At 61.4% G+C, this 16,315-nt stretch carries 13 protein-coding genes; 9 read left to right on the top strand and 4 right to left on the bottom strand.

Annotated features, from left to right (window positions below):
* The first annotated feature begins 38 nt into the window (after positions 1 to 38).
* Positions 39 to 3,191, top strand: a complete 3,153-nt coding sequence (locus tag AC0L3L_RS09990) for an ATP-binding protein (protein ID WP_473637429.1) — start codon at positions 39 to 41, stop codon at positions 3,189 to 3,191.
* A 285-nt stretch (positions 3,192 to 3,476) separates the two neighbouring features.
* Positions 3,477 to 5,321 (top strand): peroxidase family protein, encoded by a 1,845-nt coding sequence (locus AC0L3L_RS09985; protein ID WP_473637428.1) that lies wholly within the window; start codon positions 3,477 to 3,479, stop codon positions 5,319 to 5,321.
* Between the two features lie 225 nt (positions 5,322 to 5,546).
* On the opposite strand, the gene AC0L3L_RS09980 is transcribed toward AC0L3L_RS09985, so the two are convergent.
* Complete coding sequence (locus tag AC0L3L_RS09980) at positions 5,547 to 5,729, bottom strand: hypothetical protein (RefSeq protein ID WP_027151090.1); 183 nt, start codon at positions 5,727 to 5,729, stop codon at positions 5,547 to 5,549.
* Between the two features lie 933 nt (positions 5,730 to 6,662).
* On the opposite strand from AC0L3L_RS09980, the gene AC0L3L_RS09975 reads away from it, so the two are divergent.
* Positions 6,663 to 7,478, top strand: coding sequence for a DUF4336 domain-containing protein (locus tag AC0L3L_RS09975; RefSeq protein ID WP_473637427.1), 816 nt, complete (start codon positions 6,663 to 6,665; stop codon positions 7,476 to 7,478).
* Positions 7,479 to 7,749: 271 nt separating this feature from the next.
* Positions 7,750 to 9,468, top strand: coding sequence for an adenylate/guanylate cyclase domain-containing protein (locus tag AC0L3L_RS09970; protein WP_473637426.1), 1,719 nt, complete (start codon positions 7,750 to 7,752; stop codon positions 9,466 to 9,468).
* A gap of 243 nt (positions 9,469 to 9,711) precedes the next feature.
* Here AC0L3L_RS09970 and AC0L3L_RS09965 read toward each other — a convergent pair whose 3' ends face one another.
* Together AC0L3L_RS09965 and AC0L3L_RS09960 are read right to left on the bottom strand one after the other, a co-directional pair.
* Entirely contained in the window at positions 9,712 to 9,843 is a 132-nt protein-coding gene (locus AC0L3L_RS09965; protein WP_473637425.1) for a hypothetical protein, read from the bottom strand.
* A 50-nt stretch (positions 9,844 to 9,893) separates the two neighbouring features.
* Positions 9,894 to 10,103, bottom strand: a complete 210-nt coding sequence (locus AC0L3L_RS09960; RefSeq protein WP_473485114.1) for a DUF2934 domain-containing protein — start codon at positions 10,101 to 10,103, stop codon at positions 9,894 to 9,896.
* Positions 10,104 to 10,247: 144 nt separating this feature from the next.
* Between AC0L3L_RS09960 and AC0L3L_RS09955 the strand changes: the two genes are divergently transcribed.
* The 3 genes from AC0L3L_RS09955 to AC0L3L_RS09945 are packed head-to-tail and all read left to right on the top strand — an operon-like array spanning position 10,248 to position 13,027.
* Positions 10,248 to 11,534, top strand: coding sequence for an SDR family oxidoreductase (locus AC0L3L_RS09955; RefSeq protein ID WP_473637424.1), 1,287 nt, complete (start codon positions 10,248 to 10,250; stop codon positions 11,532 to 11,534).
* Positions 11,534 to 12,007: a DUF2269 family protein gene (locus tag AC0L3L_RS09950; RefSeq protein ID WP_473637423.1), complete on the top strand. Its 474-nt coding sequence runs from the start codon at positions 11,534 to 11,536 to the stop codon at positions 12,005 to 12,007. The genes AC0L3L_RS09955 and AC0L3L_RS09950 overlap by 1 nt, the downstream gene beginning before the upstream one ends.
* Positions 12,008 to 12,067: 60 nt before the next feature.
* The gene (locus AC0L3L_RS09945; RefSeq protein WP_473637422.1) at positions 12,068 to 13,027 is read left to right on the top strand and encodes an NAD(P)/FAD-dependent oxidoreductase; all 960 of its coding nucleotides are present in this window, start codon (positions 12,068 to 12,070) and stop codon (positions 13,025 to 13,027) included.
* Positions 13,028 to 13,093: 66 nt separating this feature from the next.
* On the opposite strand, the gene AC0L3L_RS09940 is transcribed toward AC0L3L_RS09945, so the two are convergent.
* Entirely contained in the window at positions 13,094 to 13,705 is a 612-nt protein-coding gene (locus AC0L3L_RS09940; RefSeq protein ID WP_473637421.1) for a TetR/AcrR family transcriptional regulator, read from the bottom strand.
* A 97-nt stretch (positions 13,706 to 13,802) separates the two neighbouring features.
* Here AC0L3L_RS09940 and AC0L3L_RS09935 point away from each other — a divergent pair, with 97 nt between their 5' ends.
* The gene (locus AC0L3L_RS09935; RefSeq protein ID WP_473637420.1) at positions 13,803 to 15,230 is read left to right on the top strand and encodes a coniferyl aldehyde dehydrogenase; all 1,428 of its coding nucleotides are present in this window, start codon (positions 13,803 to 13,805) and stop codon (positions 15,228 to 15,230) included.
* 41 nt (positions 15,231 to 15,271) lie between these two features.
* Complete coding sequence (locus AC0L3L_RS09930; RefSeq protein ID WP_473637419.1) at positions 15,272 to 15,733, top strand: GFA family protein; 462 nt, start codon at positions 15,272 to 15,274, stop codon at positions 15,731 to 15,733.
* The last annotated feature ends 582 nt before the right edge of the window (positions 15,734 to 16,315 follow it).

The following is a 16,315-nucleotide window of genomic DNA, read 5'->3' as shown; positions in this document are numbered from 1 at the left end:
ATAACCGTCTCCGGCCGAACCCGAAGCGGAGGCCTAAGGTGGCTTCCTCGGTTCCAGCTAAGCCGGCAGCGCCGGCCGCGCGGGAGCCCGGGCCGGACGCCCGCAAGACGGTCACCATCCTCTTCGCCGACATCGTCGATTCCTCGCGGCTTAGCCTCTCCCTCGATCCCGAAGCGCTCCGGAACCTGCTCTCCCGGTACTTCGGCGAGTTGAGCGTCGTCGTTCAACGGCACGGCGGAATCGTGAACAACTATATCGGGGACGCGATCATGGCTGTGTTCGGCATGCCGTTCGTCCACGAAGACGACGCGCTGCGCGCTGTGCGGGCAGCGGTGGAGATGCGCGAAACACTTGCCATCCTTAACCACGAACTCGAAGCCGGTTGGGGCGTCCGCCTTATGAACCGAATCGGCATCAACACCGGCGAGGTGATCGCCGGCGACCAAACGCAGGGATACTTGTCGGTCGCCGGAGAGGCCGTCATTGTCGCGAAGCGCCTTGAGGAGGCAGCGACGGCGAATGAGATCCTTATAGGGGAACCGACGCACAAGCTCGTGCGCGATGCGGTCGTCGTCGAGCCGAGTGGGCCGCGCGCACTCAAGCGCGGCGCGACCATCCGCGCCCTCGTCGTGTTAGAAGTCCTCGCCCACGCCCCCGGCGTTGCGCGCCGCTTCGACTCGCCTTTCGTCGGGCGCGAACGCCAACGAGCCTTGCTTGAGACCGTCTTCCGCAACGCGGTCGGCGATAGGACCTGCCACCTGGTCACCATTCTCGCCGACGCGGGTGTGGGAAAGTCGCGGCTCGTACGGGAGTTCACGAGCGGCCTTGCCGAGGATGTCACAGTCTTGCACGGCCGCTGTCTGCCCTATGGCGAGGGCATCACCTATTGGCCGCTGGCCGAGATAGTCCGGGAGCTTACCCGCGCGGAGGGACCGGACTCCGGCAAGCAGCTCGCAGCGGTGGTCGAGGCGCGGCTCGCAGGCGACGAGAAGGCCCGGCTGATTGCCGAGCGTGTGACCGGGGCGCTCGGGCTTGGCGGCGCGGGACAAGGGACGACCGAGGAGACCGCCTGGGCCGTCCGGAGGCTGTTTGAGGCGCTCGCGCGAGCGGGGCCGCTCGTCGTTGTGGTGGACGACGTCCATTGGGCTGAGTCGACATTCCTCGACTTAGTCGAGCACGTCGCCGACTTCTCACGCGATTTCCCGATCCTGCTCATCTGCATCGCGCGGCCGGAGCTCTTCGACTCGCGTCCTGGCTGGGGGGCCGGCAAACGCAACGCGACGTCGATCGTCCTCGAGCGGCTCAGCGACGCGGAATGCCGCGAGCTGATCTCCAACCTGCTTGGCCACGCGCCGCTGCCGCCCGCTGCCGAGTCGAGGATCGCGAGCGCGGCCGAGGGCAATGCGCTCTTCGCAGAGGAACTCGTGGCGATGCTCGTCGACGACGCGTTGCTCAGGCACGCGCCCGACAGCTGGGTCGCCGCGTCGGACCTCGTTGATCTGCCCGTCCCCTCGACTATCAACGCGCTTCTCGCTGCCCGTCTCGAGGGCCTCCCGTCCGTCGAGCGCGCCATCCTGACGGCCGCAGCGGTCGAGGGCTCAGTATTCCATCGGAGCGCCGTCAGCGAGCTCGCCTGCCCGGTGCTCGACACATTCGAGGACGGCTTGCTCGCGCTCGTCCGCCGGGACCTGATCCGCCCGGAGGCGCCGTTGTTCGCCGGCGAGAAGGCCTATCGCTTCCGTCACGTCCTGATCCGCGACGCCGCGTATCGCTCCCTGCCGAAGAATGCGCGCGCCGACCTGCACGAGCGCTTCGCCGCCTGGCTCGAGCTAGCGGCCGCGGACCGGCTACGCGAGTTTGAGGAGATTGTCGGCTATCACCTCGAACAGGCCTTTCAGTACCGTGTCGCGCTCGGTCCGCGCGACGTGCGCGCGGCCTCGCTTGCCGCCCGGGCGTGCGAACGGCTCGAGGCAGCCGGGCGGCGGGCGCTTGTCCGCAGCGACCTGCCGGCGGCGATCAGCCTGCTTGAGAGGGTTTCCCGGCTGCTTCCCACCGATGACACACGGCGGATCGTGCTGCTCGCCGACTTGAGCGGCGCGCTGATCGAAAGCGGCCGGCTGGACGACGCCGGGCGCGCGCTGGACGAGGCGGAGCGCTTGGCCGCTGCCGCTGACGACCAGCGCTTGGCAGCGCATGTGCTCGTTCAGCGGCAGTTCCTCCGGATCTTCCACGGCGAAGAGGGCGGGCTGGAGGAGTCGGCATGCGCGGTAGCTGCGGTGATCCCGGTCTTCGAGCGCCTCGGGGACGACCTCGGCCTCTGCCGCGCACGGCGGCTTGAGGCCTGGCTATCCTTCACCGCGGCTCGCGGCGAGGCCGCCATTGCAGCTTGGGAGCAAGCTGCTGCTCACGCGCGACGTGCGGGGGATTGGCATGAGTACTACGAAATCCTCACGTGGATCGCTTCCTCCTTGTGGTTCGGGCCCACCCCGGCAGCCGAGGGCATCCGCCGTTGCGAGGCGATGCGCGTGCAAGTGGGCGAAAGCCCCGAGTCCGAGGCAGCGATCCTCCGCCAGCTCGCGTGCCTCAACGCGATTGTCGGCCGCTTCGCGATTGCCCGCGATCTGATCGCGACGAGCAACGCCACCTACGCCGACCTCGGCCTTACGCTCTACGTGGCGTCCTCAGAGCATGAGGCCGTCGTCGAGCTGCTCGCCGGGAACCCCGCTGCGGCCGAGAGGAGCGCGCGCGCAGCGTATCGTGCGCTTGAGGAGATGGGCGAGCGCGCGTTCCGTTCGACGATGGCCGCGTCCCTCGCCGTGGTGATCCTCGAACAGGGACGCGACGAAGAGGCCGAGGACTTTGCTAAACTCAGCGCCCAGCTGGCTGCGAGCGGAGACCTGGTGACGCAGGTCCGTTGGCGCCGCGTGCGCGCACGCGTGCATGCGCGGCGGGCAGAGCTCCGGGCGGCGGAGGCGCTCGCGCGCGAAGCAGTGACGATCGCCGAAGCGACCGACTTCGTCAACGACCGGGCGGATGCACTGGTCGACCTGTCGCACGTGCTCGAGGCCGCCCGCCGAGGCGACGAGGCGGTCGCCGCTGTGTCCGGAGCGCTGCATCTCTACGAGCTGAAGGGAAACGTGGTCGCCGCGGCCGCGACCCAGCTCCGCCTAGGCAAACTCGTCAAAATGTGACACCGTCGGGAGGCGGCAAGGGGCACCGCCCGCACCTCCTTGTGAACCGCTCTGGGTCGGAGGTGATGTGATGCCACCGAACTTCGTACGATCGACGAGCATAAATATGCCTCACCGCTGGCCCCCTAGAGCTAGACCGGGCGAGACAGTGCTGAGGCTCGATACTTGGGTCCTCCAGCCGGGTGGCGCCTGCATGGGCCTTTCTGCTTAATCCCAACTTGTTGAAGGCCCCCTTTCCCATCGGGTGAGGGTGCTACTTCCTGAAATCATTTTCAGAGGTCAAGCATGGTCACGAAAAAGAAAGCCCCAGCGAAACAGACACCAAAGCGACTCGGTGCGACGAAGCCTACGAAGCGAAAAGCTGAGACAGCAAACCCAGCCGCAACTTCCGAAATTGCCGAGCCAGTCCGCGAATTTCTCAAGAAGACATCGATTCCTAAAGGATTCGTTAACCCAAAGCCGATCGTGCTGTCGGAGTTGCGAAAGCGCGTGACCGAAACGAATCTGAGACCCACCGTTTCGCTGGAGCAACTGTTGGCCAGCGCGAATCGCATCAGGCCGGCGGACCTTCCCGTGGAGAAGTTACCGGAAGACGTCAAAGAGTCTATCCTCGCACTAAAGCCGGGGATTCGACGTTTTCACGGCGTTAAAATTCCGCTCTACTGGTTCCCGTTTCCCTGGCTGAGTTCTGCCTGTGCAGATCGCTTCGGATACATGTCGTCCGCGGCCACCCGTGCGGCAACGAAGTTGCCATTCAATGTCGCGACGCAAGCACTCCTCGGCCAACTCGGTAACCTGATGGGAGACCCCGGCCGTGATCCTAATCCTGCGTCTCACAATCCCGCTGATGCGGGCGTGTCTTCGATACCAGCAGGCTTCACTTATTTTGGTCAGTTTGTCGACCATGACATCACGTTCGACGTCTCGTCGACTCTCGACGCCGCTACCGATGCGAATACAATCAGTAACATGAGGAGCCCGGCGCTCGATCTGGATTCCGTTTACGGCCGCGGGCCTGGCTTAGATCCATTTCTCTACGTATTTCCTACATCTGGTCCAGCTACCGCAATCAAGCTGCATAGGGGCTCGAACACTCCTATTGGCCCGGGCGGCCCCAGCAACAACGGTGACAAATCGGGCATGGTCCAGCAGACGAGTTGGGATGTGCCCCGCATGCAGGGTACGAATACTGCAGCGATCGGCGATCCGCGCAACGACGAAAATCTGATCATCGTACAGTTCCAGCACGCTATGCTGCGTTTCCATAACGCCGTTGTTGATCTGCTGGTGGCAGTCGCGTTTGCGGGCGACATTTTCGCAGAGGCCAAACGGATCGTGACCCATCACTACCAATGGGCCGTGGTGCATGACTTTCTGGAAAGAATCTGCGGAGTGGCTGCCGTAAACAACGCGATGGCGAGCGTATCTGCTCCCATCGGCAGCTCGTTCCGAATGCCCGTCGAGTTCGCCGTGGCAGCGTACCGGTTCGGCCACAGTATGATCCGTGATACGTACTGGGTGAATTTCAACTTCCCGGAAGCCACACTTGGAAAGGTGTTTGAGTTCAATCGCGATCCACGGCTGCCGGTCTTTTCCACCTGGGTCGTTGACTTCAACGCGTTCTTTGACACCGGAGTGCCAGTACCGGTTCACAACAAGGCCCGGAAAATCGATAGCTTCATCGCTAACGGATTGGAATCGTTGCCCGGATTCACTGGAATGATGGCGATTCTGGCAACGCGAAACCTCCGGCGCGCTCTATCTCTCGGTCTGCCGAGTGGACAGGGCATGGCCAACTCATTCGGCATTGCGCCGATGACCGCGGCGCGGCTGACATCTGGGGTGTCGGCGGCCGAAATGGCTGTGCTGAATTCCAGCGGCGGTTTACTGCTGAACAAGACGCCATTGTGGTATTACGTCCTTCGCGAGGCTGCGGTCCTTGCCGGCGGAAATCAGTTGGGTCCGGTCGGCGGCAGGATCGTGGCGGAGACGTTTGTCAGGATTTTGAAGCGGGATGCGTCATCCTATCTGAACGTCGCCGGTGGGTTCACACCTATCCTTCCTTCGTCCACGCCTGGAAACTTCACGGTGGCCGATCTGGTGGCGTTCGCCGGGGTAACGCAACCATAGAAATCGCGTTGCGAACGCCGATGACGGACCTTCAGCTGTGCTGACTTCAACTGCGATCTGGTCCAGATCCAGTTCACCGGTCCCCCTGGCAAGCCGCTCATGCAGTATCGTCGCAACTTGACGGTCCCGCGAATTTTTCCGCTCGCCTCTGTTCGATGAATAGCCGCTTTTTGACCCGTGTTGGTCATTCCGAACCAACACCGACTGCCTTGAGCCGCCGGACCTTTACTTTTTTTTAAAAACGTCCTCTATAGCTTCCTTAGTAGATTTCCCCTCGTTAACTTGCTGCTCAACTTCCGCGAGCCGTTTTTGGGCCCTGCCGATCGCAGCCTCAATCCCCGTCTTCATGTTCTCAAGGACCTGGACCTGATTTTGGAAACTCTTCATATAAACATCGTCGATGGGCATTTCATTCCTCCATCTATGCCGCGCTCGATAGTTAGCGGCCGTTATGCAAGCCAGACTATGTCATACCACCATTCGAATTCAGTGGTATTGGGATTTGTGGCGGTATCCCGATAAGCCAAGAGCGCGATCCCCAGTGCGAATCCGCTCGTGAATTTTCCGTATGCCCACCCCGGGTCGTCTGCCTTCCACCTAGTATACGGCCCCGCCCCCCAACCTGACCAATGTGGAGTGTGGCCTGAGCTTTGACTGGGGCCCACATATTTAATCCCGTCGAACGGAAACACGGCTCCAGCGTCAGCCTGCACAACCCAGGCGTCGACCCACCTGGGTTCTTCGGAGGGGTTGAGGCCTGTGATCGGACCCGTCGGCCACTCGACCCGACCATCGTTAAGTGTCTGCTCAAGGTCCCAATTGGCTGCCATGACATATCTCCAATCGCTGCCGGGCGACTCGCCCGGATTCATGAACAAGAGATCATATGCTCCTCAACTATGTACCATTTCTTCGAAATCGGCTAGCTTATACATTAGGTGTAGGTAATGTGCCGTAGGCGCTCGCGCGCGAACTTCTGGAACGGGTCCGACTGCTACCGTTCATTGGGGATGCCTCGAACTTCCGCAGATGGCGCAATCGCGGCCTCCAGAATGGTCGCCAACAATCTCTGCTTTCAGGCAGTGGCAACGGTCACCTCAATGGCCGATATCAGGCGCAAAGCGGTCATTCGCACGCGGAAATCGTATTAACATGTAGTTTGGAATCCATTGGCCGCCGCAGTGTCAGCGCCGAAGGTCGGCTTTGAGCTCATTCACTTTTTTGCAGCGGACAGGTCTGACGGACTTTTCTGAATGGCAAGCGGCCTTTCAGGCCGGACGCATTGTATGACCAACCGGATTATGTTGTCCTTGCGCCGCAGCTGACAAGTTGGAGAGGACCGTGGGTGCGTCTCTCTACGACCCCGTCAACGTTTACAAATGTCAGGGACCTGATATTGGCGTCGTTGACGGCCCGTTTGAATATCTGACGATAGCCGGAGTAAAGCTTCCGCTGCCATTTACTACTCGGATGACGGTGGTGCGCCTGTCGAACGATGATCTGTTCGTTCATTCGCCTATCAAGTTCGCTGCGACGCTGGCCGAAGAGTTGCGGAACTTGGGCAGGATCCGCCACCTCGTTTCACCCAACCAGTTTCACTACGCTCATATCGGTGAGTGGTCGAAGGTCTTTCCAGAGGCAATCACCTGGGCATCACCCAGAGTTCGCCAAAGAGCGCTGGCACGGCACGCCGATGTGACGTTCACGCGAGATTTGGAGATCAAGCCGCCTGAGGCGTGGCGGCAGGACATTGACCAGATGCTGTTTCCCGGTGGCTACTTCAAAGAGTTCATATTTTTCCACTACGCTTCAAAGACGCTGATCCTCACAGACACGATCATCAATCTCGAACTGGACATGATCGATGAACCCTGGCGCACGGCGATCAAGCTGACTCGGATGGACCATCCCCACGGGCGGACCTTCTTCGGTATGCGGCTGCCAATTCTCCTGCAGCGGCGCAAGGCACAGGCAGTAATAGGCAAGCTCCGATCGTGGCAACCGCGGCGGGTCATTCTCAGCCACGGCCGCTGCTTTGATGCCAACGAGGACGAGATTGTCCGCAGGTATTCGCAAAGTCGGCTCGGTGAGGCAGTGATTAGAAGGCCAATGCCCCGCAATGGGTCAAAGTCGACGTTCGCGAATGCCCGCTTCTGACCTTTTCAGACCTTCAAACGAGCACGGCCCAAGGGAAACGTTTGAGCCAAAGGGGTTCACAGTCCGGTTGCGAGGCAACTGCCGCGAACAAGCGGAGGGATAGGTGGGACTCGCGCGTCAGTGGCGCTGCGGCTGGAGATCTGGGGCGTCGCGCGAGCCATAGTCTCAAGAGGCGTGATCTGTGGTATCATAGGCCGCTAAGGCCGGAGGCGCCGGTCCTGCCTGCCTCTGACCTGCGGCTTGCGAGTCGTGAATCTTTCTGAGGCTCAACATGGAGCGGAAGCTCGCTGCAATCCTTGCCATCGATGTTGTCGGGTACTCGGCGCTCATGGAGGCGGATGAAGCGGGCACCTTCGACCGGCTGAAACGTGGCCGCAAAGAGCTGTTCGAGCCGGAAATCGCGACGCGACACGGGCGAATCTTCAAGCTGATGGGAGACGGTCTGCTGGCGGAGTTTGGCAGCGTGGTGGACGCGGTCGAATGCGCGGTCACGCTTCAGCGCGGCATGGCGGAGCGTAACGCGAGCGTCGCCGAAGACCAGCGCTTCGAAGTCCGGATCGGAATCAACCTTGGAGAAGTGATCGTCGAAGGGGACGATCGCTATGGCGAGGGCGTGAACGTGGCGTCGCGTCTCCAACAACTCGCCGAGCCCGGTGGCATCTGCGTTTCGGAGAAGGTGTCCAAGGAGGTCAGGCAGAAGCTGGCGTTCGCGTTCGAGCCCATGGGCGAGCAGCGGGTGAAGAATATAGCCGAGCCGATATACTGCTATCGCGTGAACCTGCACGTTCCGAGAGCCGCTCCGGTCGGCCGACTGGAATCGCTCGAATTGCCCGACAAGCCCTCGATTGCGGTCTTGCCCTTCACCAACATGAGCAACGATCCGGAGCAGGAAACCTTTGTCGACGGCTTGACCGAAGACTTGATCACCGACCTGTCTCGCTCAGCCGGCCTCTTCGTCATCGCGCGCAACTCAACCTTTGCTTACAAGGGGCGGTCGGTCGATGTGCGTTTGACCGCGCGTGATCTTGGGGTGCGCTACGTGGTTGAAGGCAGCGCCCGGCGCGCCGCGGCGCGCGTGCGCATCAATGCGCAACTGATCGACGCGATCGGCGGCGATCATATCTGGGCCGAGCGCTACGACAGCAGCCTCGAGGACATCTTTGCAGTGCAGGACGAGGTCACTGCCAAGATCGTCGAAGCCCTTGTCGGCCGATTGGCCGGACAGCCGGCGCGCAAACGGCCGACGAGTCTCGAAGCCTATGACCTTTGCGTGCGAGCCCGCGGCGTCAGTTTTCAGACCGGGTTAGGCGCGCGGGAAGCGCGCATGCTCCTGGAAAAGGCGATCGGACTCGATCCCGACTATGCCGAGGCACATAGCTTGCTGGCCCTCAATCTTTGGCTCGGCTGGCTGTTCTGGAACGAGCCGAAGCAAACCAACCAGCCTCGCGCGCTGGCGGAAGCGCAGCGGGCTGTGGCGCTCGACCCTAACGATGCGGGGAACCGCTGGGGGCTGGGCATCATACTTGGTCACGAGCGGCGTTACGCGGAATCGGATGCCGAGTTCGAGGCAACCTTCAAGCTCGATCCTAATCATGCCGATGCCTGGGCGATACGCTCGGATCTCATCACCCTGAGGGGCGACGCGGTCAAGGGCGTCGAATTCGTGAAGCGGGCGTTGCGGCTCAATCCGCGCCCACCGGGATGGTACTATTGGATGGCAGGCCAAGCCTATTATGCGCTCGGCGACTATCAATCCGCGGTAGAGGCTTTGCGCAAGCCGGAAACCTACCGCACCACGTCGCGGCGCTTGCTTGCGGCAGCCCTCGCGCAGCTCGGGCGCCTGGATGAAGCCCGTCAGGAGGCGGAATTCTTCATGATGAACGATCCCCATTTCAGCATCCGGCACTGGGCAACATCGCAGCCATTCGACAACGAGGAAGTGCTCCAGCGCTTCGTCGAAGGCTACCGCAAGGCTGGCCTTCCCGACTAAAGAGCGCATGCGCACGGCAACGACCTCATAGATCCTGCTGCGGATCTTCCCGAGAAAGTCGAGGAGCGGGTCGAACTCTTGATGCCGTTCGTTCAGCCAGAGGCTCGCGAGTTGGTCCGACGCAAATCCTTGGCCTCATTCACGAATACAGAAACGAGGATCCCGCGCCCTCGAGTTAGGCGAGGATCGCGTCCACTGTGAAAACTTGCAGGTCCTGCCCGGAATGGAGTTCAACTGCCGTCGTCATCCATCCTGGTCTATTGCATGCGGCGCAGGCTGAGTCCCGTCGCTCGTCTGGCCGGTCTGGTCGATCCAAAGCCAACCGATGAAGACCACCGACAATACGATCACGATCAAGGCGATCAGACGAGGCATGGCATTTTCCTTTCCGTGCCGAAACCGCCGGTCAAGACGTCGGCTGCCCGTTATCTCGGTGGTTTGGTGCCGCCCGTATTGGGTTCGGAGCCGGCGCCAACGATCGGGTCAGGCACGACCGGGCCACGTTCTGCTTCGGAATCCTCTGCCTCGATCTCTTGCACGGCCTGATCCCAGTGCTCGCGCTCCCGCCCTTCCGGACGGCCTTCACGCTCCCATATTTCATGGGCTCGCCGCCTGATACGCTCTTCCCTGTCCATGATCGGCCTCCTGGTGCTTTCCTAATTCCGCGATCGATGGTTTGTTCCGCGCTGCCAGACAGTTCCCACCCGAAAGGCACATCGAACATTCGCATCCAGGGCGTAGAATGACACTATCCCTCCGGCACCGGAGATCTGGGTCCGATGAGAATTCTCGTTGCTGGCGCCACCGGCCTGATCGGCGCTTCGGTCTGTTCCCGCCTCGTTTCCGAAGGACATGAGGTGGTCGGCATCGTCCGTAGCCCTCGGGCAAGTGGAGCCCGCGATTATCAGTCATTGGTGCTGGACATGGCGACCGCGCTACGCCCTGAAGATTGGCTGCCGCATCTGGCCGGCATCGATGTCGTCGTGAACTGTGCCGGGGTTCTGCAGGACAGCCCTCGCGAAAAGACCGGACAAGTCCATCGCGATGCGGCGTCCGCTCTTTTTCGCGCCTGCGCGCGCGCCGGCGTCGCCAAGGTGATCCACTTCTCGGCAATGGGTGTCGATCGGGCACAGCCTTCTTCGTTCTCGACGACGAAATATGCTGGAGATCAGGCCCTCATGGCGCTTGATCTGGACTGGATAATCCTTCGCCCTTCCGTAGTGCTCGGCCGGCCTGTGTTTGGGGCCAGTGCATTGTTTCGCGGTCTGGCCTCGCTGCCGGTCCTGCCGTCAATGCCAAATACCGGCCGGCTCCAGGTCGTGCAGCTCGAGGATGTGGTCTCGACGGTGCTCTTCTTTCTCAATCCCGGCAGTCCGTCTCGTCTGGCGCTGGAACTTGCAGGCCCCGAACAGCTGATCATGGACGAGATTGTCGGCACTTTCCGCCGCTGGCTCGGCTGGGCTCCAGTGCCCAGGCTTGCCTTGCCGGGATGGGTTGCCCGGCTTCTCTACCGCCTCGGCGATCTTGCCGCGATGCTGGGCTGGCGGCCTCCGATGCGCACCAACGCCGCCAGGGAGATCACGCGAGGTGCGCTCGGAGATCCATCGGACTGGATTTCCCTGACCGGCATACGGCCACAAAGCTTGGCGCAGTTCCTCGCGCTCAATCCGGCAACGGTGCAGGAAAAATGGTTCGCCGGGCTTTATTTCGCCAAGCCTGCAATCTTCGTCGTCCTGCCGTTGTTCTGGATCATGACGGGGGTTGTTTCGCTGACCACTGGCTACGGCAACGGCATCGGCCTTATGCAAAGCACGGGGGCTGGCATGTTGTCGGCGCCTGCCGTGGTCGCCGGCGCCCTTGCCGACGTCGTCGTCGGCGGTCTCATAGCCTGGCGGCCAACGGCGCGAAAAGGTCTCTACGCTGGCATCGCGCTCTCGCTGTTCTATCTGGTCGTGGGCACTTTCCTGCTCCCGGACCTGTGGAACGATCCGCTTGGGCCATTCCTGAAGGTCTTGCCGATCATCGTCCTTCACTTCGTTGCCCTGGCGATCCTGGAGGAGCGCTGATGCTCTATTTCGTGCTGAAGTACCTGCATGTCATCGGCGCCAGCGTGCTGCTTGGCACCGGCGCCGGCATTGCCTTCTTCATGCTTCTCACCCACAGGACCGGCAATGCGGCAACAATCGCGGCAGTGGCGCGCATCGTGGTGATCGCCGATTTTCTCTTCACGGCAACTGCCGTCGTGGCGCAGCCTATCACCGGCGTCGCGCTCGCCTGGCAGGCGGGTTACCCGCTCTCCGAAGGCTGGATCGTGCTTTCCATCGCGCTTTACATCGTCACCGGCGCATTCTGGCTGCCGGTGGTATGGATGCAGATGGAGATGCGCAATCTGGCGTCCGAAGCCGCCAAAGCAGGGACCCCGCTGCCGGCCCGGTATAGCAGGCTTTTCTGGCTGTGGTTCGCCTTTGGCTTTCCCGCCTTTGCTGCCGTCCTCGGGATTTTCTGGCTGATGATCGCGCGACCGGCGATCGAGTGGTGACGCCTTGCCGCGACGGATGTCGCGGCTTTCGATTTCAGCGCGGGAACATCTTTCCCACGAGTGCGTTCGGCGCGGATGGATCAACCCGTGCGCAAACGCCGACATTCAGCCTCATCCGCGACTGAAGCGGATGTTCTCATTGTTGGCGGCGGACCTGCTGGGCTGGCGGCCGCTCTCTATCTCGGCAGGTTCCGTCATCGGGTCGTCGTGGTCGACGCGGGTGAATCGCGCGCGATGCTGATTGCGCAAAGCCGTAACTGCCCGGGATTTCCCGAAGGGATCAGCGGCCCCGATCTTCTGCAGCGCCTTCGTGCGCAGGCCGCCGAATACGGAGCGACACTGGTGCAGGATCAGGCGTCATCGATCGAGCCGACCGTAGGCGGGTTTGGCGCCGAGACCAAGGCGGGGCGGATTGTCGCCCGCAAGGTATTCCTGGCGACAGGTATCGTCGACGTCGTGCCGGCAATTCCGCGTCTGCGCGAGGCGATCGCCAAAGGCAGCGTACGCCTTTGCCCGGTTTGTGACGGCTACGAAATCATAGATCGTCAGGTCGCGGTCATCGGTCACGAGGCGCAGGTGCTGCGAGAGGCCTTGTTCCTCAAGCAGTATACGCAGCACGTCACAATGCTCGCACGCTATCTTCCAGATTTTTCTGCCAGCACACGGCGCGTGGCCATGGAGGAGAACATTGCTGTTTGCGATGCGTTCAAAAAGTTTGTTCCCACCGACAGCGGCTACCAGGCCGTCCTCAAGGACGGCGAGATGCGCCATTTCGACGTCATCTATCCGGCGATGGGATGCCGGGTACGTTCCGAACTCGCGCTGGCAATGGGCATCGAATGCTGCGACGAGGGCTATGTCATCGTCGACAAGCATCAGCGGACTTCGCTCGATGGGGTGTATGCCATCGGCGACCTGGTCAGGACCCTGAACCAGATCGCAGTCGCTTTCGGCCAGGCTGCGATCGCCGCGACCGATGCGCACAATGATTTTGCCTTCGGGTACGAATACGGCCCCTGAACAATAAAGGGGGCACAGATATACGGTAGGCGGATTATGGGGCGAACGGGATGGCGTCAGCTAGTGTCATGCTGCTGGGTTCCCCAGCCCTTCCACCAGCGTGCTCAAGGCCGCATCCAAGGGGGCCGATCCCACCTTCTCGGGCACCAAGAGCCCATCGATCGCAAGCATGGTCATGCCGTGGACGAGTCCCCAGGCGGCTGCCGCCTGACCTTCTATCGTCCGCTTGCGAATGCTCCCCGCGGCCTGGCCGCGCCGGAGGATTTCGAGGAGAACATCGAATACCGCCAGCGCCCGCTCATTGAGATGCATTCCCACCGCTTTTCCCTCCTCCGCGCTAAACATCAGGCGGTAGAGAGCCGGGTTGTCCGTTCCGAACGCGACGTAGGCACGAGCTATCGGAGTAATTTCGTCGCGCAGAGTTTTGGGCGCTTCGGACTTCGCTGCCGATAGGGACTCGCGCAGCCGGTCGAACCCAATCATAGCGATCTCCGCAAGCAGCGCGGCCTTATCGGGGAAGTGCTTGTAGGGTGCCGCGTGGCTTACGCCTGCCCGGCGGGCGACTTCCCGCAGCGTGAACTGCCAGCCCTTCTCCTCCCGAAGCATATCCAACGCCGTCTCGATAACCGCACGACGGAGATCACCGTGGTGATAGGGGCGGTTGGGTGCGTCCTGCATGGTACCTCAAAGTTTCTTGTGAATACATTGTTGACAGTGGCTACTTAAGGGCCTATGTCAAGAGCGTAAGTTTCTCCTGTCTACATCGGAGTGGACCATGAACGCAATCGCAAAAATCACCAACGCTGATCGGCTGGGCAGTCTTCTCGCCGGCCAGCGTGCTGCCTTCCTGCATGACGGAGCGCCTTCGCTGGCGCAGCGACGCGCTGATCTGGCCAAGTTCAGGGCCATGATCATCGGGCATCGCAAAGCGATCGAAGATGCCATCAATGCCGATTTCGGGCATCGCTCGAGGTATGAGACGGCGATCATGGAGGTCGGAGGGGTCGCCGAGGGCACGAAGTATCTGATCCGAAACCTTCGCAAATTCATGGCGCCGACCCGCCGCCACGTCGCCCTGCATATGCGAATGGGCAACGCTCGCATCGAATATCAGCCGCTTGGTGTCGTCGGCGTCATGTCGCCGTGGAACTATCCGGTGAACCTCGCGCTGATGCCGGTCGTCACGGCCATCGCCGCTGGAAACCGGGTGATGCTGAAACCCTCGGAGTTCACGCCCGTCACCAATGCGCTGCTCGCAAAAATGTTCGGCGAGATTTTCGCTGAAGATCAGTTCGCGATCGTCACTGGCGATGCGGCCGTGGGGGCGGCCTTCACGGCCTTGCCGTTCGACCACTTGGTCTTCACCGGGAGCACCGCAGTAGGGCGAACGGTGATGAAGGCCGCAAGCGACAACCTCGTTCCGGTTACCCTCGAACTCGGGGGCAAGTCGCCCAGCATCGTCGCCAAGGGCAACGCCCTCGACCAGGCGGCCGCGTCAATTGCCTACGGAAAGCTGCTCAGCGCCGGACAAACCTGCATCGCCCCGGACTATGCACTGGTCCACGAAAGCGAGGTTGACGCATTCGTCAGGGCATATGACCGGAAGGTGACTTCCTTCTATCCTGTCGGTCCGACGAGTGAGCATTACACCTCGATCATCAACGAGCGGCACCATGCCCGGCTCCAGGGCCTGATCGAGGATGCCCGCTCCAAAGGAGCGCGGATCATCGAGGTCGGCAACCAGCCCAGCGATGCATCCCGTCGCCTCAACACGCTGGCGCCAACCGTCGTCCTCGGCGCCACCGACGACATGCGCATCGCTCATGAGGAAATCTTCGGCCCGGTCCTACCGATTTTTCCCTACCGCGACATCGAAGAAGCGATCGCCTACGTGAACGCCCGGCCTCGGCCACTCGCGCTCTACTACTTCGGCGCCGATGATGAAGACCGGCGCAAGGTGCTGAGCCGAACGACCTCCGGCAACGTCACCATCAACGGGACGATCATGCACATCGCCCAGGATGACTTGCCTTTCGGCGGTGTCGGTCCCAGCGGCATGGGGGCGTACCATGGCATCGACGGCTTCCGTACCCTCAGCCATGCCAAGGGGATCTATGAGCAGGGCCGTTGGAACCTCTCCAACCTTCTGCGCGCGCCCTTCAGACAGCCGATCGATACCATCCTCAACATGATGCTCCGGTGACCAGCATGCCGTCATCAAAACAAGCTCAGGAGCATCCGCACATGACCACCCACACATCGTTGCCGCTGCGCGGTTCCTGCGAATGCGGCGCCTGCTCGTTCGAGGTGCATACCTCCCCGAAAGCCAGGTTCCGGTGCCACTGCCTGATCTGTCAGGCGTTCAACGGCAAACCGTTCGCGGATGTGGTCGCCGTTCGCGCCAAGGATGTCGTGCTGAAAAACGCCGGCAATATCTCATTCAAGAAATACCGTCCGCCGCCGAACTTCAATCGCGGGGTCTGCCGGACTTGCGGCAAGCCCGTTGTGGAGGTTGCGGGCGTCGGGCCATTCAAGGTGATGTTCATCCCGGCCAGCAATTTGGAGCCCGAGGCCCGTCTGCCGCCGGTTCGCATGGATATATTTTATCACCGTCGTGTGCGGGACATGCCCGATAGCTTGCCCAAATACAGCGGCTATTTGCCGAGCGAGTTGGCGGTCGGGAAACTGATCATGAGTGGTTTGTGAAATGGCGAGTCGATTTATTTGGGTGCCATCCACGTGATGGTCTCGGCGCTGTTCGGCATCTACCCTGCGGCATCATCGGCTGGTTCTTCGGCAAGATCGGCTAGGTTCATCACGGCGCTCACCGAACTGAGCTATGCTTTCGGGCGTGACATGGCAGCTCGGGGATCCGGCCAGATCCTTACGAAAGTTCACGGGGGATGGCTCACGTATATCTGTGCCCGTTTCATGTTCAATAAGCTCTGGAAACCTACTCGCTAGTGGTAGAAACCTGACGCTTGGTACCCGATGCGGATTACCGGTTCCGACCCGTTGACGACCTTGGGCGTTGCAGACTTGAACCTCCAAATCGAGGTCGGGAACCTGACCTTCAGCGCAAGAGCATTCGGGAGTGCGCTCGCGTAGGGTAATTCACCACATTCGGCGGCACTCGCAGATGCTTTTTCGTGTTATGATGGGCTTGCAACGCGCGTAATCTCGACCTCGGCAATATGGCAGAGGTCGAAAGCTATTGCCTTGGCACAGGAAGCTTTCGCCCCAGCACTTGATCGCCTCCGAAACGCTGGGTGTGCTGCTTTCCCTGAC

The organism is Mesorhizobium sp. WSM4849, from assembly GCF_055811385.1.
Note: the sequence above shows the minus strand (reverse complement) of the source record. Positions and strands in the feature narration are given on the sequence as shown.